A 20,280-nucleotide genomic window follows, 5' to 3' on the forward strand; every position below is an offset into this window, starting at 1 on the left:
GCGCTGAAAAACTGGAAAGGATCAGACAGGGTTATAGATATCAATAAAGGTCACATCGAGGCCATGCTCCCGGGCCAGCCATTCGCCCAGCGCTTTGATGCCGTCACGCTCGGTAGCATGATGACCTGCGGCAAAGAAATGCAGGCCCTGTTCGCGTGCGCTATGAATAGTCTGCTCGGACGCTTCACCGCTGATAAAGGCATCAACCCCAAAAGCAGCCGCACGATCGATATAGCCCTGACCACCGCCGCTGCACCAGGCAACACGACGAATAAGCGCCGGTGCGTTATCGCCACAGTGCAGCGGTTCACGACCCAGCGCGGTGCTGATTCGTTCGGCAAATTGCTCACCGCTTACCGGCTGGGCCAGTTCGCCCCAGGGCAACAGCAGATCAATTTCGCCTTTAACATCAATGCCAAAAAGCTTTGCCAGCTGTGCGTTATTACCGATGACAGGATGTCCGTCCAGCGGCAGATGCCAGCCAAACAGGTTGATATCATTTGCCAGCAGAGTTTTCAGGCGCTGCCGCTTCATCCCGCGGATCGCCGGGGCTTCGCTTTTCCAGAAATAACCGTGATGCACCAGTACTGCATCGGCTTCAAGACGTACCGCCTCATCAAGCAGCGCCTGGCAGGCGGTGACGCCGGTAATCACTTTTTTAATCTCGCTGCGACCTTCAACCTGCAACCCATTGGGGGCATAGTCTTTATAATCTGCGCTATTAAGTAACTGGTTAACCAGCTGTTCGAGTTCAGTATTTAGCATAATCAGTCCGTCTGTTTTCGTGCAGCCTCAAAAGCAGCCAGCGTTTGCTGACGCGCCTGTTTATGTTCCACGATCGGCAGCGGATAATCGAGTCTTTGCTGATTTTTCTTTGCCCATTCATGGGGCTGATGAATAAACTTTTCTGGCACCCCGCGCAGCTCCGGCAGCCAGTGGCGGATAAACTCACCGCTTTTATCGAAGCGTTCGCCCTGAGTGGTGGGATTGAAAATACGAAAATAGGGTGCAGCGTCGGTGCCGGTCGATGCGGCCCACTGCCAGCCGCCGTTATTGGCAGCCAGATCGCCATCCAGCAGCTGAGACATAAAATAGCGTTCGCCTTCGCGCCAGTCGATAAGCAGATCTTTCACCAGGAAACTGGCGGTAATCATCCGCAAACGGTTATGCATCCAGCCGAGGCTGTTAAGCTGACGCATCGCCGCATCAACAATCGGATAGCCGGTTTTTCCCTGCTGCCAGGCCGCCAGCTGGTGCGGGTCTTTGCGCCACACCACGTTACGTGTCCAGCGAGTAAACGGCTGATGACGGCATAGAGAGGGATACGCCACCAGCAGATGACGGTAGAACTCACGCCAGATCAGCTCATTCAGCCAGACGAAGATCTGATTGTCTTCCAGACCGTGCGGATGCTGCTTTAGTAAACGGTGCAGACACTGGCGCGGCGACAGTACTCCGGTTGCCAGATAGGCTGATAATCGGCTGGTGCCGTCACGTGCGGGCAAGTCGCGCTGCCCGGGATAGTCAGTCACCGGCTGCTGGCAGAACTCACGCAGGCGGGCAATAGCCGCCTGTTCGCCCGCAGGGAACAGCTTTGTGTCAATCTCTTCACGGGGATAGTCAAAGGCCTTAAGCGGCTGAATATCTTGTTCGCCCAGTGCGGCGTTACGAACGGACGGCGCAGGCAGACATTCGGGTAACCCCTCCTGCAAACGCTTTACAAACGCCCGGCTGAACGGCGTAAACACTTTATACATCTCCCGGTTGCCGGTCAGTACGCTGCCTGGCGGTAGCAGCAGGCTATCGTCAAAACCCTGCACCATGACATCATTATCAAATAACGTCCGTTCTACTGCGGCATCGCGCTGGCGTTCGTTCACTTCATACTGATAGTTATAGAACAGACGGTCGACGCCATGCTCACGGCAAAAGTCCTGTAACAGCGCTACCGAGGCGGTGAAATCATCGCACTCGGCGATGTGTAGCGCGATGCCCTTCTTCGCCAGCGACTGCTGAACATCCAGCAGACTGCGCCAGATAAACTCCGCCTGCTTCGGCGCCATATTATGCTGCGCCCACTGCCCGGGAGTGGCGATAAATAGTGCGATTACCCGGGCATTCTCAGAACGGCAGGCAGCGTGGAGTGCGTGATTATCATTGATACGCAGATCGTTGCGCAGCCAGACCAGATGAGTTGTCATAATGCTCCCTGAGATTAGTGTCCGTAACGCAGACGCAGTGCTTCCGGATAGGGCGCAAAATAGCGCTGCCCGGCCAGCCACGGATGCGGGAATTCTGCCATATAGTGTTTCAGCAAGGTGATCGGTGCCAGCAATGGTTGCAGTCCTTGCCGATAGTGGTCAATCAGCCCGGCCAGCTCCTGGCGCTGCGGTGAGGTCAGTTCACGACGGAAATATCCCTGCACATGCATCAGGACATTGGTGTGATTGCTGCGGGATGCCACATGCTTCATCAGATCCATCAGTCGCTGACGATATTCCAGCGCAAAAGCTTCCAGCGAGTCCCACTCATCCATCCTGGCGACAAATGGCCCGATTTCACGGTAGTCCGGCTGAGAATGCGCCAGCAGCAGCAGTTTATAACGGGTATGGAATTCGATCAGTTTGGCGCGGGTCAGCCCGCTGCGCCACATCTGGTTGAACTCATGCAGGGCGTAGACCCGCGCCACAAAATTTTCCCGCAGTAACGGATCATGCAGCCGTCCATCCTCTTCTACCGGGAGCCATGGCATCTGTTCCATCAGTTCGCGGGTAAATATTCCGGTACCGGATTTGCGATTGTTATTGTTATCCGGCTGGTAGATGCGCACCCGCTCCATTCCACAGCTGGGCGATTTTGCACAGACAATATAGCCGCAGAGATGGTGCAGTCGGCTGACTTTCTCCTGAGAAAACGCAGCCATCTTCTCAGTTACCGGTGCATCCTGACCATTGCTGAAGCGCAGAGATATCTCTCCCTCTTCTTCTGTCAGGCGCAGCGCCGGACGCGGCGTAGGCAAACCGATTGCCATTTCCGGGCATACCGGTTCATAGCGTAAATAGGGCGCCAGTTGTTCAGCGGCAAACTCATTACGTTTATGACCACCGTCAAAACGCACTTTCTCGCCTAACAGACAGGCACTAATACCGACCGGAATTTTGCTGCCCATAGTTATACAACCTCAATTATCCTGTACAGGTTTAAGTGTAGCGTAAATTGCGGAGTAACAGACAAAAAAAATCCCACCATAAGGTGGGATTATTGATATTTCAGTCAAAATAGATTGGCGCTGCTGCCGCTACCGGGCGTTTTTAATAAAAATCACACGCCACGGCTTCAGCCTGAGCCAGCCAGACAGGCTGATCGCTGGTTTTTAACCACACACGGTGCAGGTAGCTGTAAAAACGGGCGCGATCGGCACGGAACAACATAACTGGCAGCGCTAAGATGCCGAGCGCCAGCACCGCAGCACGACGCATGAAAATCCGAGTGGATGAATAATTATGATAAAGACTCATACGTCCTCCTTAAGTGAGCTGAAAAAATATACTGAGTGTAATCTGAGCAAAATAGTATCTCTTTCTCTGTAATTTTACTACTGATCCGACCACTTTTGCTGAAAAAAAAACCAACAACAGCATTAAAAATGAAAGTAGGTTACATTTTCGTTAAATACTCACTTAAAACCTGGAAAATCAGATCCTTTATTTAACAAAATCAGAAAAACCATACATTCACCGACGGCTGTTGCGCTTTTTTGCTAAATTAGCCTTTGTTAAGATTAAGCCCGTCGTTCACTACGGTTATCTGCTGAGGTTACGTGCCTACCATTCTGATTGTTGAAGATGAGAAAGAGATCCGCCGTTTTCTGCGCGTAGCGCTGGAAGGAGAAGGCTTTCGCGTTGTCGATGCTGAAACACTGAGTCGCGGATTAATCGAAGCCGCCACGCGCAAGCCTGAGCTGGTGATACTCGACCTCGGTCTGCCGGACGGCGACGGTTCAGAATTTATTCGTGAAGTTCGCCAGTGGAGCAGCATGCCGGTAATTGTGCTGTCAGCGCGCAGCGATGAGCAGGATAAAATTAATGCACTTGATGCCGGAGCCGATGATTTTCTCACCAAACCTTTTGGCGTAGGCGAACTGCTGGCGAGGGTTCGCGTGGCGCTGCGTCACCGCCCGCAGCAGGGTGATGATGGCCTTGCCGCACTGGTTAACTTTGGCAGCGTGAGTGTGGATATTGCCGCCCGCCGGGTGATGCGTGACGGTGAAGATCTGCACCTTACGCCGATTGAATTCCGCCTGCTGGTAAGCCTGCTTAATCATCCCGGAAAAGTCATGACGCAGCGTCAGCTCCTGACACAGGTCTGGGGGCCAAACGCGGTGGAACATAACCACTATTTGCGCATCTATATGGGTCATCTGCGTCAGAAGCTGGAACTTGATCCCGCACGGCCACAGCATCTGCTGACAGAAACCGGCGTTGGCTACCGATTTATGCCATAAAAAAAGGGACTCACAGTGTGAGCCCCTTGTTGCGCTACCTGATAAATCAGGCGTTTTTCAGCACTGCACTAACAATTTCTACTGCTTCTTTCTCAATTTTCTCGCGGTGTTCAGCACCGAGGAAACTCTCGCAATAGATTTTGTAAGCGTCTTCCGTACCGGATGGACGCGCTGCAAACCAGCCATTCTTCGTCATTACCTTCAGGCCGCCAATCGACGCACCATTACCTGGCGCTGCCGTCAGACGAGCGGTGATCGGATCGCCCGCCAGCGTGTCAGCACTGACCATTTCTGGCGACAGTTTTGACAGCGCAGCTTTCTGCGCAGAAGTCGCAGGTGCCTGAATACGGTTGTAGCTCGGCGCACCAAAGCGCTGTGCCAGTTCATCGTAATGCTGCTGAGGGTTCTTACCGGTTACTGCGGTAATCTCCGCTGCCAGCAGGCACATGATGATACCGTCTTTATCCGTTGACCACGGCGTGCCATCAAAGCGCAGGAAAGAAGCCCCGGCGCTCTCTTCGCCACCGAAACCAAAGCTGCCATCAAACAGGCCGTCAACGAACCATTTAAAGCCAACCGGCACTTCCACCAGCGTACGACCCAGATCCTCAACCACACGGTCAATCATCGCACTGGAGACCAGAGTTTTGCCAACGGCAACCTCTTTGCCCCACTGCGGACGGTGCTGGAACAGATACTGAATCGCTACCGCCAGATAATGGTTCGGATTCATCAGGCCCGCGGGGGTGACAATGCCGTGACGGTCGTAATCAGGATCGTTGGCAAACGCCAGATCGAACTTGTCACGCAGCGCCAGCAGGCCCGCCATCGCAGACTCAGACGAGCAGTCCATACGGATCACGCCGTCGTGGTCGAGGTGCATAAAGCGGAAAGTCTGATCGACAGCATCGTTAACGATGGTGAGATCAAGCTTGTAGAACTCCGCAATACGCTGCCAGTAAGCAATACCGGAACCGCCCAGCGGATCGACGCCAATCTTCAGACCGGCCTTCTGGATCGCTGCGATATCCACGATCTCAGCCAGACCTTCAATATACGGCTGGATCAGATCCTTTTCCGTCAGATGTCCACTGGCCCATGCCTGATCGAGAGGAATACGTTTTACATCTTTCAGCCCGTCTTTAATCAGCGCATTGGCGCGATCTTCCACCACTTTCGTGACGTTAGTATCTGCCGGTCCACCGTTTGGCGGATTGTATTTAATCCCGCCATCTTCCGGCGGATTATGCGAAGGCGTGATCACAATGCCATCGGCCTGTGCGCCACCGGCTTTATTGTGTTCGAGGATCGCATTTGAGATAGCAGGGGTTGGCGTATAGCCGTTGTCCTGCTGAACGATCACATCAACACCGTTAGCCGCCAGTACTTCCAGTACCGAGATAATTGCCGGTTCAGAGAGCGCGTGCGTATCTTTACCCACGAAACAAGGGCCGGTTACACCGTTCTTTTTACGTTCTTCCGCAATCGCCTGGGCAATAGCCAGAATGTGCATCTCATTGAAGCTGTGACGACCCGCACTGCCGCGATGTCCGGAAGTACCAAACTTCACTGCATGCTCTGGATTACCCAGCTCAGGTTGCAGGACATAATATTGAGATGTTAATTGTGCAACGTTAATCAAATCGCTCTGCCGGGCGGGTTGCCCGGCACGGGGGTGATTGGCCATTGGCGCTTCTCCCTGACGCTTCAGTTAGAGGGTACCGCAAACTTTCTCTGTCAGCTCCACCGGGAACTGCATCGACAGCATAATGTGTTCCACCATGCTCCGTTTACGGTCAGTGTTTGTGTTGGTAATCACCCAATACGGTGTGCCCGGAATGTGCTGCGGCTTGGTATGGGTGCCGTTCTCTACCAACGTTTGCTGGTTGCCTGCGAAGTAAACGCGAGTACGCCCTTGCAGAGACTCAGTCGCTGCACCAAACGCTTTGGCATCCAGACTGTATAAAGTCGATAAAATCAGCATAAAACGATTCACCGCGCGTTTCTGCTCTGCATACTCATCTGAAAGCAGCAGTTCACGCATCGCGCGGACACGATCCTGCGGTCGGGATTCAGATTTAATGCTTTCCGCAGCGGAGGCTTTAACCGCCGTCGCCGCAGAAACATTAGCCGCAGCAGAGGCAGTCTGACCCGCAGTGAACTTCAGCATACGGCGCAAAATATCGGATGCGCTTTCTCCGATATGCTGAGTGTGGCTGGCAATATAACGGTATAGCTCTTCGTCGACTTCTATCGTTTTCATCATGATCCAGTACAGTTATAGCTAGTATCAGAACCGATCGTTCAGGAAAAAATCCTTGTCGCCAGCATGGCGTTGAAACGTTCCAGTTCTAACATCAGGATTATAAAGTTAAATCCTGCCGGGGTGTAGCGCCAGACCCGTTTCAGGGCAAAAGTAGGAATATGCCGCAAAAGGATCATGCCTGCTATTTGCACCAGCGGCAGAAGTTGTAAAATCCATGATACCCTAAGCCTTCATGCCAACTGTAAGAACTTTCACTATGAATTTGAATTTCCGCCTGCAAACTGAACAATCCGCCACCGAAGGACTTCCGCTGGTGTTGATCCACGGCCTGTTTGGTAGCCTGGATAATCTCGGCGTACTGGCAAGGGGATTAAAAGACGATCGCCGTCTGATTCAAATCGATGTGCGTAATCACGGTTTGTCTCCGCGTGCGCAAGAGATGGATTATGCGCTGATGGCGCAGGACGTCCTCGATACGCTTAACGAACTAGAGATCGATCGTTTCAGCGTGATTGGGCACTCAATGGGCGGCAAGATCGCCATGTCCCTGACCGCGCTGGCTCCCGATCGGGTGGCTGAGATCGTGGTTATCGATATTGCACCGGTTGCCTACAGCACCCGCCATCACGACAATATTTTTACCGCACTGAATGCAGTCACCGAGGCCGGTATCACCACGCGCAGTGATGCAACAGCGCTGATGCGCCAGACGATCGATGAAGAAGGGGTGATTCAGTTTCTGCTTAAATCATTCCACGACGGTGAATGGCGCTTTAACGTTCCGGTGCTGTTGGCATGTTATGACAAGATTATCGGCTGGCAACCGCTGGCCACCTGGGATAAACCTGTTCTGTTTATCCGCGGAGATCGCTCGCCCTACGTCGCCGACGAGTATCGTGATGCGCTGCTGACCCAGTTCCCGCAGGCACGCGCGCATGTTATTGCTGGTGCCGGCCATTGGGTACATGCAGAAAAACCAGATGCGGTTTTGCGCGCAATCCGTCGTTTTTTAGCGTTGTAAAAACGATTATTTACGCCAATGATTATCCTCACAATAATCCGGGCCTCCTCTTCGAGCGTACTTTTGGCGCTGACGGACGGCCTGGCTATCACTCCCCTGGAGCATTGATAACGATGTGACCGGTGGAATCGAGGCAGCCAGCGCAGGTGCGGCTTGAAGTATCAAGGGTATAAATGATTGTCGTCACCTCTTTCGCTGGGGTATGATGGCGCGCTAAAATTTTGCCGCTGCGCCTTATCAGGCGGCATAACGGCCCTATTCATCAGCAATCCAGCCTTCAGTATTACGATTCCTATGGCAAAAGAGAACACGGACCGCACGACGATCGATCTGTTTGCAGATGAACGGCGTCCGGGACGACCCAAGACTAATCCGCTGACGCGTGATGAGCAGCTGCGTATCAACAAACGCAACCAGCTCAAACGCGATAAAGTGCGCGGCCTGAAGCGTGTCGAGCTAAAAATGAACAGTGACGCGGTTGATGTCCTGAATCAGTTGGCGCTGGAGCGCAATATGAGCCGCAGTGAGCTGATCGAAGAGATGCTGCTGGAACAGTTGCAACGCCACCAGTCCTGATTGTATCGGGGCCTTAGCACTCAGCGACAAAACTGACAGCATTACTGATTTATCCGCTCACGACGGTCTGTTATCATTAGCGATATCTGCTAAAAAATCAGCAGTCACCATATCATTAAGATTCAAGAGGTTATTAAACTCATGGCACTCGTCGGCATTTTCTTTGGTAGCGATACAGGCAATACCGAAAACATTGCAAAAATGATCCAGAAGCAACTGGGGAAAGATGTTGCAGAAGTTCGTGATATTGCTAAAAGCAGCAAAGAAGACCTTGAAGCCTTTGATATTCTGCTGCTTGGTATTCCTACCTGGTACTACGGTGAAGCCCAGTGTGACTGGGATGACTTCTTCCCGACGCTGGAAGAGATCGACTTCACTGGTAAACTGGTAGCGCTGTTTGGCTGTGGCGATCAGGAAGACTATTCCGAATATTTCTGCGATGCCATGGGCACCATTCGCGACATTATTGAGCCAAATGGTGCCGTGATTGTTGGCCACTGGCCAAGCGAGGGTTATCACTTCGAAGCCTCTAAAGGCATGGCAGATGACAACCACTTCCTTGGTCTTGCCATTGATGAAGATCGTCAGCCAGAACTCACTAACGAGCGCGTTGAAAAGTGGGTAAAACAAATTTCTGATGAACTTCAGCTGAAAGATATCATCGAAGCATAACCACACCCGCTTGATGTGGGAGCTATCTCACATCAAGCAAGTGGTTTTTCCTATAGAAGTAATAGATACATGTTTGTAACTTTCATCTGCAAAACTGTACAATAACCCCATCGGTTACCCGCTTACTCAGCGCCTGCCCCACTTTTTGAGAATGTGAGTCGCTCAAAGAGTGGTGAGATGGTGTAAATCGAAATGCTGACCCGGCATAATTCGGACGCGCGCTTCCCTGGATGTAACGACACTTATCCTTACATCCCTTGCGGTTTCAGGCATCCCTTTAGGTTTTCATTTCGCAGTATCAGCTCTATACTGAAACGCACTCATCTTTAGCGTTGACCGATGTTCAGGGCTTTACAGCCACTAAGTGACTAGCAAAGTAACAGGACAATATCCGCATGACTGACAATAACACCGCATTAAAGAAGGCCGGCCTGAAAGTCACGCTTCCCCGACTGAAAATTTTGGAAGTGCTTCAGGAACCAGAGGGCCATCACGTCAGTGCGGAAGATTTGTACAAACGCCTGATTGATATGGGCGAAGAGATCGGTCTGGCCACGGTTTACCGTGTGCTGAACCAGTTCGATGACGCGGGGATCGTTACCCGCCACAATTTTGAAGGCGGTAAATCCGTTTTCGAATTGACCCAGCAGCACCACCACGATCATCTGATCTGCCTGGACTGCGGTAAAGTCATTGAGTTTAGAGACGAATATATTGAGGAGCGTCAGCGTGAAATCGCTACGCGTCACGGTATCAAACTTAGCAATCATAGCCTGTATTTGTATGGCCACTGTGCGCTGGGTGACTGCCGTGAAGACGAGACTCTGCACGATAAATAATCTGTACGACTCAGTGTTAAAAACCGGTGGTTTACCACCGGTTTTTTTATACCTGTTTTACAGTGACTCCTCCCGGCTGAAACGCTGCCCATCGGCACTGACACTGCGGATTTTCACCCCAGGTTTAACCAGCGGTGGGTTTTGCCTGTCGTAGCGCTGCCAGCTCTTCCCGTCATCAGTGCTAAACGCTATCTCCACCCCAGGTAAAGCGGTATTAGCTTCAAGCTTTCCGCTTACAATACGCGCCCCTGGCACCGGCAAACGGTATCTGATGCCGTGCTTCTCAAGCTTCGCCAACTCACGCTGACCGAGAATATTGGCAAACCGCTGCCAGTCCAGAAGCAGAGCCTGCTGGTCAACCCAGTGTGTCTCACCGCCCCGATACTCTTTACCCGCCTGATAATCCTGCTCCCAGGAGGCACGATGCCAGGCCCGTTCAGCCAGAGAGAACAGACGCGGGAACATCATATATTCCATATTGTCATCAGTTCTCACCGTTTCACTCCACAGCTGGGCTGACATACCCGCTGCACCCGGCCAGGCTTTATCAGACTTCGCGCTGAAATAATGGCCGTCACGGTCTGTGGATGTTTCCGCATTTTGTGGCAGGTTATCCGGTGCAAAACTGAACATTTTCCGCTCGTCACTGAAACGGGTTCCCCAGTAATATCCTCTTTCGAGCGGGTTCACCTCATAGGGGAAATCCATATAGAGATAGTCAGGATTGGAAATAATCACCTGATAGCCCTTGTTTGCCCAGTCATTTACCGTATCGAAACCACCCCAGTAAAGCGTATCCCAGAAGTTAACTGCGACCTCTGGCGTGGCAAATGCGTGAGCATCTTCGGCATTTTTTAATCCATCCTGCCATGCCTGCATTCGGTTAATGCCATGCTGTTTCAGCAAACCGCTGACCTTAAGTGCAAAATAACTGGGAAGATGAGCAAGATCGCTTACCTTTCCTGAGGCGATCATCCCCTGACAAACCGGAGATTTTGCCCATGGCAGATCTTCTCTGCTCATATCAAGCTGGCCTTTACCCGCTTCCGGGCGTTTGATATCGGTGTAGCCTGGACCAAGACGGATATTTTTGGCTTCATCACCGCCGAAGTGCCAGCTGCGCAGCGGCTGCCCCGCTTCGTGATGCATAAGCTGAATCTCACTGATAACTTTATCGGCAAAGTGCAATGATGAATCCAGGCAGGGATTCAGATAGCTGGTGCGATCGTAAAGCTGTACTGAGGTGGTATTGGAGTCATCCTCCGGATCGACCAGCCGGTATTCTGACGCCAGTTTATCCTGTCCGGCCTTTTTCAAACGCTGATAGCGCGCTTCCATGGCGATCACCGCCGCACGAGCATGGGCAGGCATATCCACCTCTGGCAGAACCTGAATCCCGCGTGCTTTAGCGAATTTCACAATCTCAATGTAGTCCTGGCGGCTGAAATAGCCGCTGCCGTTATTATCGCTGAACGGCCCTGAACCTAACTGCGGTAACAGACAGCGTTGTTCTTTGAGATCGTGGCATCGCCGGCCGCCAACCTCGGTCAGCTCAGGCAAGCCGGGGATCTCAATACGCCAGCCTTCATCATCGGTCAGATGGAAATGGAAGACGTTAACTTTCCAGGCAGCCATCTGGTCAAGCATCCGCAGGATCGCCGCTTTACTGTGAAAATTTCTCCCTACATCAAGGAAGATGCCCCGGTAAGCAAACCGAGGAGCATCATCAGCTTTCAGCGTGGCAATGCGGCCGCTGCCGTCCGCCGGTAACAGTGACATAATCGATTGCAGCCCGTAGAAAACGCCCTGCTCATCATAGCCAGTCACCTCAGCCCGATCTTTATTGATAACCAGACGATAGGCACCCGATTGCGCAGGAATATCCTTTAGCGCTGCCGGATCAATGCGGGTACTCACCGGATACCCTGCCTTATTCAGGCTGATACCGAGCAGCGAAAAACGCTGTCTGACCGCTTCCGCACGCTCGGCTGGCAGGCTTGCCAGCTCAAGGTGGACGCCGTTGCTAAGGTCGGCATCGTCTTTTGCTATCACAACCTTTAGTGGCGTGGGGGTAATCTGACCGCGCAGATCATCAGGTGCCAACTGTTTGATGTCATGATTTTTCGTAAACCGGCTGTTAGCCTGCATCAGGATATTTTTATCCTCAGCCTTACTTTTCCACTGGTCGCCAAAAGGTGCCACAAAGCTGGTGAGGTCTTCGGTATCGGTAACCTTAATGATTTGTGGGCTGGCATCCCCCGATGTCACATACCAGCGTGGCATGACATCAGTGATAAACAACTGCCAGTATTCATTGACGATCGGAATGGCAATTGACGCACCGGCCGCAATACCAGCAAACTTTTCTGTTGGCTCCAGTCGGGTCAAATCACCAACAATATGCACCATCCGAAACTGATCGCTCTCCACGGCCAGCGTTTTGTGCACATTACTCATATAAATCGCCCAGTTTTTACTGGTGATTGTCGGGCCATTGTTCGTGAGCGTAATTGTGGCGCGGTTACAGGAAGCCCAGTCGGCCCCCAGCGCGGCGCAGTCTACCCCGTGCAGAGCGGCCTGGTTATCAGTGACCTCATAGCGAACACCAAAGTGACTGATTTGATTGACCAGACTCTGACTGGCAGGAACCGCACTGCTCCCCAGGAAACTAACGACAGCCAGGGCTAACAGGCTGATTTTTTTATTGTTCATAGTTGCATCCTTCCTTGTCGCTTACCGAATATTTCATCTACATTTCCAGCCCTTTTTCCTCACGCTACAGAGTCAAAACAGGGTAAAAGGCGCAATGACGATAAACTTAACGTCTTTTTCATCCTGGAAAATATTGTTGTAACCACCCCCGTAGCTGGGAATATTGCTGTGATTGTCATAGCGGGTGTAATGCAGCTTAAATAGCGTTCCTTTGGCTGCACCGCCTTGAATTGTATAAAGTAAGTCAAGATTCCATGCTGACTCCTTCAGGCGCCTGTGCTGATCGTATACCGGGTTGCTGCTGGGTTTTGCATCCCATCCATAGGCATAGGAAGTGCCTACCCCCCATCCGGGAAGTTGCCAGCCAGCCAGATCGTAAATCACTCCGGCAAACAGCGCTTTTTCACCGTTGGCATTCCAGTCAGAGCGGGCATCCCACCATACGTCGAGGCGACCATTTGATGAGGCGTAACCCGGCGTCATACGTTGCAGGAAATAGCCCTGATTACCCTCCGCTTTTACCCAGGTACCTTCCAGACGTAAATCAAACGGCCCTGCGCTATATGCCAGAGTCAGTGCCTGTAACCACGCCATCCCATCATAGACATCATTGACATTATCACTACCGCCCTGCTCTTTATCCTTCGCACCATAAAATTGCCAGCTGGTGAGCAGCTCATTACCGATCAGTGGAAATGCATAAGATGCTTTGGCAAAATACTGATCCATATAATCTGCCGCCTGGCCGAAGGCTCCCTCAATGACCAATTTATTGGTGAAGTCATATTTAAAACCTAAGGAATGCAGATAGCGTATTCCAGTTTCACCATCAGCCTTGCGGAAGTTATACATATTTTCATACCACGGGGCTTTATAGCGGTTGCTCCACATATAAGAAAATGACAGTACACCTGCCTCACCATAGTCGCGGCGGTAGCCACTTTCTGCACCGAGATAAGTCCCGGGTAAAAAACTCCAGTGTGGTGCCAACAGCGTTTGTCCGCCAGGTTGTAAATATCCCGCCCGCAGCCAGATATCTTCATACTTAACTTTTACCGCCGCCTTATAAATGCTGCTACCGCTACGATCGCCACTCCAGCGCTCATCCCAGCGTGTTTTTGCATTACTGAAGCCAATTTCATTCGGAGCCGCAGGCCCGCTGTTCGACATCTCAATAGCGCCAAAAAGCGCCAGATCAAAGCCAATAATATCAGCCGCATATCCGGATGAAAAATCCAGACTGCCGTTGAACGTTGAATGATGCAGGTTCTGCTGATACTGGCCATATTTCTCACTGCCAGGAATAAGATCTTTACGGTCGCGCTGCCGCTGCCAGTAGTAAATAGTACCGTTCAGAGAGGAATCAGCAATTAAACCACTCGCCATCGAGGGAGTAGAATATAAAACCGCAGGTAAAAATAGACTAAACACCAGCGGGGCCGCCAGCGCACGTTGCACAGAGGTAATTGAAAGCATCGAATAATCCCTATTCTTAATTCTTATCGGGCGATAAAAATAACAACTTTCGGTGCCTGATAAATTAGCGCCTTATATATCCCGTGCATCTATACTATTTTTCGCGTCGCGAATTATCAATTAAAAATAAATTATGATGGTAAAAACATGATCCAGGCCACAGATCATTGGGAAGGAGAAATACCATTTTCACTGCGTTTCAAATGGTATTTATTTTTCATTTTTGAATGTTATCCAGCATATTTCGGCAACCAGCCCGCGTAAGAGAGCAGTGAAACCAGCGCATTTAACGCACCGAACAGCAGTACCAGCACAATCGGAGTTATTCCTCCTTTTACCCGCCATCCTGGCGTAGTAAAACGCCGACGGGCCTGCCAGGCCAGCAGCGCGGGAGTAATCACCGCCCAGACGGTGGCAGCCAGACCGGCATAACCTATTGCCAGCAAAAAGCCATCAGGCCAGATCATCGCGGCCATCAGAGGCAGGCTAAACGTCAACAGAGTCGTTTTCAGCCGTCCGCTTGCGGAGTTATCCAGCTTGAAAAGATCTGCGAGGTAATCAAAAAATCCGAGGCTGACACCGAGGAAAGAGCAGGCAACCGCAAAGTTGGAGAAGATATCCAGCAACAGATTCAGCGAGCGATTGTGCAGTACGCCGGACAGCGCGCCTACCAGCACATCAATATTGCCGCCCTGTGCCGCAATCATTTTAAACTGGCTGCGGGGGATATTACCCATCGTGCCAATAATCCAGATAAAGTAGATTGCCAGCGCCATCAGAGTGCCGTAGATCAGACAACGGCTGACGCGTCCCGCATTTTTCTGGTAGTAGCTCATTAGCCCGGCGATATTGCCATGATAGCCGAATGAGGCCAGGCAGAATGGCACCACAATCCAGAGATAAGGCAGATAAGTGCTATCAGCCCCCTGTCTGTCGAGCAGTATAGCGGGCTGTACATGCCACAGCAGACCGCCAAAAATCATCAGGAAAGTAATGATTTTTGCACCAAGAAAAATCAGTGTCATACGGCTGACCACCGCCGTTCCCAGCCAGATAAACAGTGCCACCAGCAGAGTAAACAGCAGTCCGGCGGTTCGCGCCGATATACCGAAGGCTAACTGATTAAGGCTGTGCTGAATAATTGCCCCGCTGGCAGAAATGTAGGCATAGGTCAGGATGCCCAGCACAAACACCACCGAAACACCGTTGATCAGATTCCAGCCACGCCCAAGCAGATCGCGCGTAACCGTATCAAAACTGGCTCCGGCAGGATAATGCAGGCTGGCTTCAAGATAGAGTAACCCGGACAGCAGCATGCAGAACCAGGTGAGGATCAGCAGCCCTGAAGACCAGAGGAACCAGGCACCGGACATCACAACGGGTAGCGAGAACATTCCGGCACCAATAATAGTGCCGCTGATAATCAATGAACCCCACAGGGTTGAGGGCAAACGAACAGCAGAAGCGGGTGCAGCCATGGGATCCCTTAGCGAATACAGAATAAAACCTGCCGCACACCGGGATAATAAACTGGCTTTACGGCAAGAACGCCGCATATTCTACACAGAATTGCACCCGCGAACTAGTACAATAATCAGCTGACGACCATCGTTTCCTGTAAATAGCGCCAGCGCGGTGGTGTAGAGCCACAGTCAATCACCGCCAGTGCAATACGATGAGTATGATTCTCTCCCTGCTGCTGCAATTCGTGATACTGAATCGCCACTTCCTCACCAAACCGGGCGATCACCTTACATTGCTCAATGGTGATTGCCACTCCCTGCCGTCCGCCGGTCAGACGGGTAAACAGCGCAGCAACTTCGTCCAGAGGCATACTTTTTCCGCCGGGGGTGATCATCGTAAAGTCAGAGGAAAAATGCCGCAGCAGTTCAGGAACATAGCTCCCGTCACCGTGGAACACTTTCTCAATGATTTGATGTAATACAATGACGCTTTCGCGCGCTTTTTCGTTTAATTCTGACACAAGGAATCCTTATAACGGTGTAGACGAAAGATTATCCACAGGGGGATCAGGCCGGCAACAGCGGCGATGATAAATACCTGACGATAGGCCTGAACAGCAGAAAAGTGACTGCTTAACAGGGTAAACAGTAGCGTGAACAGTGCAGCTCCGAGACTGAATGAGAGCTGACGATTAATATTCCATATCACGCTGGCCCGCGTCATCTGTTCATCGTGAAAATCAGCCAGGGCGCTGGTTTGTGCCGTATTGGCGCTGACACCACCGCCAACACCCATCAGCAAATAGGCCAAATTGAGTAACATCACCTGTTCCGGGGTGTGCACCAGTGCCAGCAGCGCGATACCTGCCGCATGCATCACTAATCCGAAACTGAACAGAGTAACAGCGCCCAGACGATGATAAAACCGGCCACACAGCAGCATCGCCACCAGCGCCCCGCCTCCGTACAGCAGCATAAATGCCCCGCAACGTTCTGCGGAAAAATGCAGGCACTGTTGCAGATAAAATATGTTGAGCAGATTCACCCCGGTAAAAATCCCCGGAACCGCGTAGTACACCACCACAGAAAGCCTGAGCCGTGAATTTCGCAGCAGACTCAAATCAATAACTGCATAAGGATGATTGCGGTAGTGAAACAGATAACCGAGCGCCAGAACGAGTGAGGCTGAGAGCCACAGTGCAGCCGGGATAACAGAACCAGCCTCAGCCAGTCGCGACAGCCCAAGCAGAACGGTGGTCAGGGACAGGCAGACCAGCAAAATGCCACGGATATCAGGTTTTGAAACTGACAGCGTTTCGCGCCGTACCCAGCTTACGGCCAGCACGGCGGCCATCAAACTGAATGGAATATTGCACCAGAAAATCCAGCGCCATGAGAGGCTATCGACTATCATGCCGCCGAGCATCGGCGACAGCGCAGGGGCAATCAGCGCCACGCTCATAATCAGCGTGGAGATGGTGGCCCGCTCCCGGCCTTTAAACAGGTTAAAGGTCAGCGCCTGCCCGACCGGGATCAGCATTCCCCCCGCCATCCCCTGTATAAAGCGCCAGAGTACCAGCGAGCCAAATGTCTCTGACACTCCGCATCCCAGCGCTGCCAGGCTGAATAACAGCATCGACCCTGCCAGTACCGGCCGGGCACCATAGCGCGCGGCAAGCCAGCCGCTAACCGGAATAATCACCGTTAATCCCAGAATATAGCTGTTAGCCACCCAGCCGAGGGATCCGCTGGCAATATGCAGTTGTCCGGCTATCTCTGGCAGTGCAATCGCAGACATAAAAATATTAATACAATCAATAAAAAAACCGAGCAGGAAAATGGCTGCTATGCGGTAACGATAGCTCATAGTGATACCTCCGGGCGCAGCATAGCGGCGATTGACTACTTAGATCGAGTGGCATAAATTGAAATGATTGTTTGATAAAAGTGAACAATAGAATGCATGCACAGCTCGATAAAATTCATACTTTTTTTGCCGTAGTTGAAAGCGGCAGCTTTACCCGCGCCGCCGATAATCTTGGCCTCAGCAAAGCAATGGTCAGCCTGCATATTAAGGCGCTGGAACAGGCGCTTGGTGTCACCCTGCTTGCGCGTAATACCCGTAATCTGGCGTTAACGGAGAGCGGAAGCCAGCTCTATCAGGACTTCAAGGCCATCTTCTCCGATATCGACCTTGCCGTTGGACGTGTCACTGATGACAGCCAGCCGCTATCAGGCGAACTGCGCATCACCTCCACCTGGGAGTTTGGGCAGCGGTTCCTGATGGCGCCCATCGCACATTTTTGCCAGCGTCATCCCGGGCTAAAACTGAGCTACAACGTTGGCGCTTCGCTTGACGATCTGGTCAGTCACAAACTGGATGTCGCAATCCGGCTTGGTACCCTGCGCGACTCTTCGCTAAAAAGCCGCAGACTGGGGCAGTACCGGATTCTGCTGGTCGCATCTCCCCGGCTTATTGCCCGTTACCCGCTGCAATGCCTCCGCGAGGTTGCCCCGCTACCGTGGATCCATAACAGTAATTTGTCACAGCCTGGCCGCTGGCAGCTTCAGCATGGTGAGGAGCGTTTTGAGCTAAAAAGCGAGGCAAGCTATAGCGCTAATTCAGCGCAGATAATGCGTCAGATGGCGCTGGCCGGTATGGGCGTGGCAATACTGCCAGAATGGCTGATCGAAGAGGATTTAGTGAGTGGAGAGCTTCAGATACTGTTTCCCGGCTGGCAGTTACCACTTCAACCCATCAGCGCTGTGTTTAATGCCGGGCCTGCCCTGCCGCGCAAAACGCGTATGTTTATTGATTATCTGTGTAGCGAATTATAAAAATCAGCCAAAAAAAAGGCCGCATCAGCGGCCTTTATTCAGCAAATCGCGTCGGCTTACTCGCCAGCTTTTGCCCAGGTATCACGCAGGCCAACGGTGCGGTTAAACACCAGCTTGCTGGCGCTGGAGTAAACGCTATCGGCACAGAAGTAGCCTTCACGCTCAAACTGATACGGTGCTGAGGCTTCCGCCTGCTGCATACCCGGCTCCACAAAGCCCTGACGGATCACCAGAGACTGCGGGTTGATGCTGGCAAGGAAGTCCTCTGCTGCCCCCGGGTTCGGTACGCTGAACAGACGATCGTACAGGCGGAATTCCGCAGGCAGCGCATGAACAGCAGATACCCAGTGGATAACGCCTTTCACTTTACGGCCATCAGCCGGATCTTTGCTCAGGGTATCCACATCGCAGGTACAGAACAGGCAGGTAATGTTGCCTTCATCATCTTTGGCAACGCGCTCGGCTTTGATCACGTAAGCATTACGCAGACGCACTTCTTTACCCAGCACCAGACGCTTGTACTGCTTGTTGGCTTCTTCGCGGAAATCGGCACGGTCGATATAGATTTCACGGCTGAACGGCACTTCACGGGTACCCATTTCCGGCTTGCTCGGATGATTCGGCATGCTGATCATCTCTTCATGATGCGCAGGCAGGTTTTCAATCACCACTTTGACCGGATCCATCACCGCCATCGCGCGCGGTGCATTTTCGTTCAGATCGTCACGAATACAGGATTCCAGCGCGGCCATTTCAACGATGTTGTCCTGTTTTGTCACACCAATACGGCGACAGAACTCACGGATAGACTGAGCGGTATAGCCACGGCGACGCAGACCAGAAACGGTCAGCATACGTGGATCATCCCAGCCTTCGACCACTTTTTCTGTCACCAGCATGCTTAACTTACGCTTGGACATGATGGCGTATTCGAGATTCAGACGAGAGAATTCGTACTGACGCGGATGAACCGGGATAGTGATGTTATCCAGCACCCAGTCATACAGGCGACGGTTATCCTGGAACTCCAGGGTACACAGGGAGTGAGTAATGCCTTCCAGCGCATCAGAAATACAGTGGGTAAAGTCGTACATCGGATAGATGCACCACTTGTTGCCAGTCTGGTGATGTTCGGCAAACTTGATACGATAAATAACCGGATCGCGCATAACGATAAAGTTAGAGGCCATATCAATTTTGGCACGCAGGCAGGCCGTACCTTCCGCAAAACCACCGGCACGCATTTTGGCAAACAGCTCAAGGTTCTCTTCCACACTGCGGTCGCGGTATGGGCTGTTTTTGCCCGCAGAGGTCAGGCTGCCACGATATTCGCGGATCTGCTCTGGAGAAAGCTCATCAACGTAAGCCAACCCTTTGGTGATCAGCTCAACGGCATAGTTATGCAGCTGCTCAAAATAGTCAGATGAGTAGCGTACTTCGCCGCTCCACTCGAAACCAAGCCAGCGCACGTCGTGCTTAATCGACTCAACAAACTCCAGATCTTCTTTTACCGGGTTGGTGTCATCGAAGCGCAGGTTACACTGCCCTTGATAATCTTGGGCAATACCAAAGTTCAGGCAGATAGACTTTGCATGGCCAATATGCAGATAACCATTCGGCTCAGGCGGGAATCGGGTATGCACCGAGCTGTGCTTACCGTTCGCCAGATCTTCGTCGATGATCTGACGAATAAAGTTAGTTGGGCGGGCTTCAGCCTCACTCATCTCAATTTCCTCAATTAATGCTGGGCATTGACTCTTAATAACTCGAGTTGCAACAAGGCGGCAACCTGACGTATGACGAGTATGATTTAACGGAGTATGATCCACAAAGCTGCAAGGGGAAACAACCGTTTGTTGAGGGAATCAGATAAAAAAAGGGCGGAAATCGCTTCCCGCCCCGTTACGATCGCA

General features: G+C 51.9%; 18 protein-coding genes. 6 read left to right on the forward strand and 12 right to left on the reverse strand.

Annotated elements, in window-relative coordinates; genetic code table 11:
* Nucleotides 1–21 precede the first annotated feature (21 nt).
* The 4 genes from GN242_RS14685 to GN242_RS14700 form a co-directional block, all read right to left on the reverse strand.
* The gene (locus GN242_RS14685) at nt 22–765 is read right to left on the reverse strand and encodes a type 2 GTP cyclohydrolase I (RefSeq protein WP_156287733.1); all 744 of its coding nucleotides are present in this window, start codon (nt 763–765) and stop codon (nt 22–24) included.
* A gap of 2 nt (nt 766–767) precedes the next feature.
* Nucleotides 768–2,201: a deoxyribodipyrimidine photo-lyase gene (gene phrB, locus GN242_RS14690; protein WP_156287734.1), complete on the reverse strand. Its 1,434-nt coding sequence runs from the start codon at nt 2,199–2,201 to the stop codon at nt 768–770.
* Nucleotides 2,202–2,215: 14 nt separating this feature from the next.
* The gene (locus tag GN242_RS14695) at nt 2,216–3,169 is read right to left on the reverse strand and encodes a YbgA family protein (protein WP_154752122.1); all 954 of its coding nucleotides are present in this window, start codon (nt 3,167–3,169) and stop codon (nt 2,216–2,218) included.
* A gap of 142 nt (nt 3,170–3,311) precedes the next feature.
* The gene (locus GN242_RS14700; protein ID WP_154752123.1) at nt 3,312–3,518 is read right to left on the reverse strand and encodes a YbfA family protein; all 207 of its coding nucleotides are present in this window, start codon (nt 3,516–3,518) and stop codon (nt 3,312–3,314) included.
* A gap of 302 nt (nt 3,519–3,820) precedes the next feature.
* Here GN242_RS14700 and kdpE point away from each other — a divergent pair, with 302 nt between their 5' ends.
* Nucleotides 3,821–4,504, forward strand: coding sequence for a two-component system response regulator KdpE (kdpE, locus tag GN242_RS14705; protein WP_156287735.1), 684 nt, complete (start codon nt 3,821–3,823; stop codon nt 4,502–4,504).
* 46 nt (nt 4,505–4,550) lie between these two features.
* Here the strand turns inward: kdpE and pgm are convergent, their stop codons facing one another.
* Together pgm and seqA are read right to left on the reverse strand one after the other, a co-directional pair.
* Nucleotides 4,551–6,191: a phosphoglucomutase (alpha-D-glucose-1,6-bisphosphate-dependent) gene (pgm, locus tag GN242_RS14710; RefSeq protein WP_154752124.1), complete on the reverse strand. Its 1,641-nt coding sequence runs from the start codon at nt 6,189–6,191 to the stop codon at nt 4,551–4,553.
* A gap of 24 nt (nt 6,192–6,215) precedes the next feature.
* Nucleotides 6,216–6,767 (reverse strand): replication initiation negative regulator SeqA, encoded by a 552-nt coding sequence (gene seqA, locus GN242_RS14715; protein ID WP_154752532.1) that lies wholly within the window; start codon nt 6,765–6,767, stop codon nt 6,216–6,218.
* A 259-nt stretch (nt 6,768–7,026) separates the two neighbouring features.
* On the opposite strand from seqA, the gene ybfF reads away from it, so the two are divergent.
* The 4 genes from ybfF (at nt 7,027) to fur (ending at nt 9,878) form a co-directional block, all read left to right on the forward strand.
* A complete protein-coding gene (gene ybfF, locus GN242_RS14720; protein ID WP_156287736.1) occupies nt 7,027–7,791 on the forward strand; it encodes an esterase in 765 nt (254 codons plus the stop codon).
* Between the two features lie 294 nt (nt 7,792–8,085).
* Nucleotides 8,086–8,367, forward strand: a complete 282-nt coding sequence (gene ybfE / locus GN242_RS14725; protein ID WP_154752126.1) for a LexA regulated protein — start codon at nt 8,086–8,088, stop codon at nt 8,365–8,367.
* 141 nt (nt 8,368–8,508) lie between these two features.
* Nucleotides 8,509–9,039, forward strand: coding sequence for a flavodoxin FldA (fldA, locus tag GN242_RS14730; RefSeq protein ID WP_154752127.1), 531 nt, complete (start codon nt 8,509–8,511; stop codon nt 9,037–9,039).
* 395 nt (nt 9,040–9,434) lie between these two features.
* Nucleotides 9,435–9,878 (forward strand): ferric iron uptake transcriptional regulator, encoded by a 444-nt coding sequence (fur, locus tag GN242_RS14735; RefSeq protein ID WP_154752128.1) that lies wholly within the window; start codon nt 9,435–9,437, stop codon nt 9,876–9,878.
* A gap of 57 nt (nt 9,879–9,935) precedes the next feature.
* Here fur and GN242_RS14740 read toward each other — a convergent pair whose 3' ends face one another.
* The 5 genes from GN242_RS14740 to GN242_RS14760 form a co-directional block, all read right to left on the reverse strand.
* Entirely contained in the window at nt 9,936–12,590 is a 2,655-nt protein-coding gene (locus GN242_RS14740; protein WP_156287737.1) for a beta-N-acetylhexosaminidase, read from the reverse strand.
* A gap of 72 nt (nt 12,591–12,662) precedes the next feature.
* The gene (gene chiP / locus GN242_RS14745) at nt 12,663–14,066 is read right to left on the reverse strand and encodes a chitoporin ChiP (protein ID WP_154752130.1); all 1,404 of its coding nucleotides are present in this window, start codon (nt 14,064–14,066) and stop codon (nt 12,663–12,665) included.
* A 230-nt stretch (nt 14,067–14,296) separates the two neighbouring features.
* Nucleotides 14,297–15,544: a tryptophan permease gene (mtr, locus tag GN242_RS14750; protein ID WP_156287738.1), complete on the reverse strand. Its 1,248-nt coding sequence runs from the start codon at nt 15,542–15,544 to the stop codon at nt 14,297–14,299.
* A 116-nt stretch (nt 15,545–15,660) separates the two neighbouring features.
* Entirely contained in the window at nt 15,661–16,050 is a 390-nt protein-coding gene (locus GN242_RS14755; RefSeq protein ID WP_156287739.1) for a hypothetical protein, read from the reverse strand.
* Entirely contained in the window at nt 16,038–17,396 is a 1,359-nt protein-coding gene (locus GN242_RS14760) for an MFS transporter (protein ID WP_156287740.1), read from the reverse strand. Before GN242_RS14760 ends, GN242_RS14755 begins: the two co-directional genes overlap by 13 nt.
* A gap of 80 nt (nt 17,397–17,476) precedes the next feature.
* Between GN242_RS14760 and GN242_RS14765 the strand changes: the two genes are divergently transcribed.
* On the forward strand, nt 17,477–18,367 hold the full coding sequence (locus GN242_RS14765; protein ID WP_197094734.1) for a LysR family transcriptional regulator: 891 nt from the start codon (nt 17,477–17,479) through the stop codon (nt 18,365–18,367).
* Between the two features lie 56 nt (nt 18,368–18,423).
* Here GN242_RS14765 and glnS read toward each other — a convergent pair whose 3' ends face one another.
* Nucleotides 18,424–20,091: a glutamine--tRNA ligase gene (gene glnS / locus GN242_RS14770; protein WP_154752133.1), complete on the reverse strand. Its 1,668-nt coding sequence runs from the start codon at nt 20,089–20,091 to the stop codon at nt 18,424–18,426.
* Between the last annotated feature and the right edge of the window lie 189 nt (nt 20,092–20,280).

Source organism: Erwinia sorbitola (assembly GCF_009738185.1).
In the GTDB taxonomy this organism is placed as follows: Bacteria; Pseudomonadota; Gammaproteobacteria; order Enterobacterales; family Enterobacteriaceae; genus Erwinia; species Erwinia sorbitola.

What these genes read in the sequence shown, in the direction of transcription:
- GN242_RS14685 (WP_156287733.1), bottom strand. Translation starts at nt 765, where the DNA reads ATGCTAAATACTGAACTCGAACAGCTGGTTAACCAGTTACTTAATAGC.
- phrB (WP_156287734.1), bottom strand. Translation starts at nt 2,201, where the DNA reads ATGACAACTCATCTGGTCTGGCTGCGCAACGATCTGCGTATCAATGAT.
- GN242_RS14695 (WP_154752122.1), bottom strand. Translation starts at nt 3,169, where the DNA reads ATGGGCAGCAAAATTCCGGTCGGTATTAGTGCCTGTCTGTTAGGCGAG.
- GN242_RS14700 (WP_154752123.1), bottom strand. Translation starts at nt 3,518, where the DNA reads ATGAGTCTTTATCATAATTATTCATCCACTCGGATTTTCATGCGTCGT.
- pgm (WP_154752124.1), bottom strand. Translation starts at nt 6,191, where the DNA reads ATGGCCAATCACCCCCGTGCCGGGCAACCCGCCCGGCAGAGCGATTTG.
- seqA (WP_154752532.1), bottom strand. Translation starts at nt 6,767, where the DNA reads ATGAAAACGATAGAAGTCGACGAAGAGCTATACCGTTATATTGCCAGC.
- ybfF (WP_156287736.1), top strand. Translation starts at nt 7,027, where the DNA reads ATGAATTTGAATTTCCGCCTGCAAACTGAACAATCCGCCACCGAAGGA.
- ybfE (WP_154752126.1), top strand. Translation starts at nt 8,086, where the DNA reads ATGGCAAAAGAGAACACGGACCGCACGACGATCGATCTGTTTGCAGAT.
- fldA (WP_154752127.1), top strand. Translation starts at nt 8,509, where the DNA reads ATGGCACTCGTCGGCATTTTCTTTGGTAGCGATACAGGCAATACCGAA.
- fur (WP_154752128.1), top strand. Translation starts at nt 9,435, where the DNA reads ATGACTGACAATAACACCGCATTAAAGAAGGCCGGCCTGAAAGTCACG.
- GN242_RS14740 (WP_156287737.1), bottom strand. Translation starts at nt 12,590, where the DNA reads ATGAACAATAAAAAAATCAGCCTGTTAGCCCTGGCTGTCGTTAGTTTC.
- chiP (WP_154752130.1), bottom strand. Translation starts at nt 14,066, where the DNA reads ATGCTTTCAATTACCTCTGTGCAACGTGCGCTGGCGGCCCCGCTGGTG.
- mtr (WP_156287738.1), bottom strand. Translation starts at nt 15,544, where the DNA reads ATGGCTGCACCCGCTTCTGCTGTTCGTTTGCCCTCAACCCTGTGGGGT.
- GN242_RS14760 (WP_156287740.1), bottom strand. Translation starts at nt 17,396, where the DNA reads ATGAGCTATCGTTACCGCATAGCAGCCATTTTCCTGCTCGGTTTTTTT.
- glnS (WP_154752133.1), bottom strand. Translation starts at nt 20,091, where the DNA reads ATGAGTGAGGCTGAAGCCCGCCCAACTAACTTTATTCGTCAGATCATC.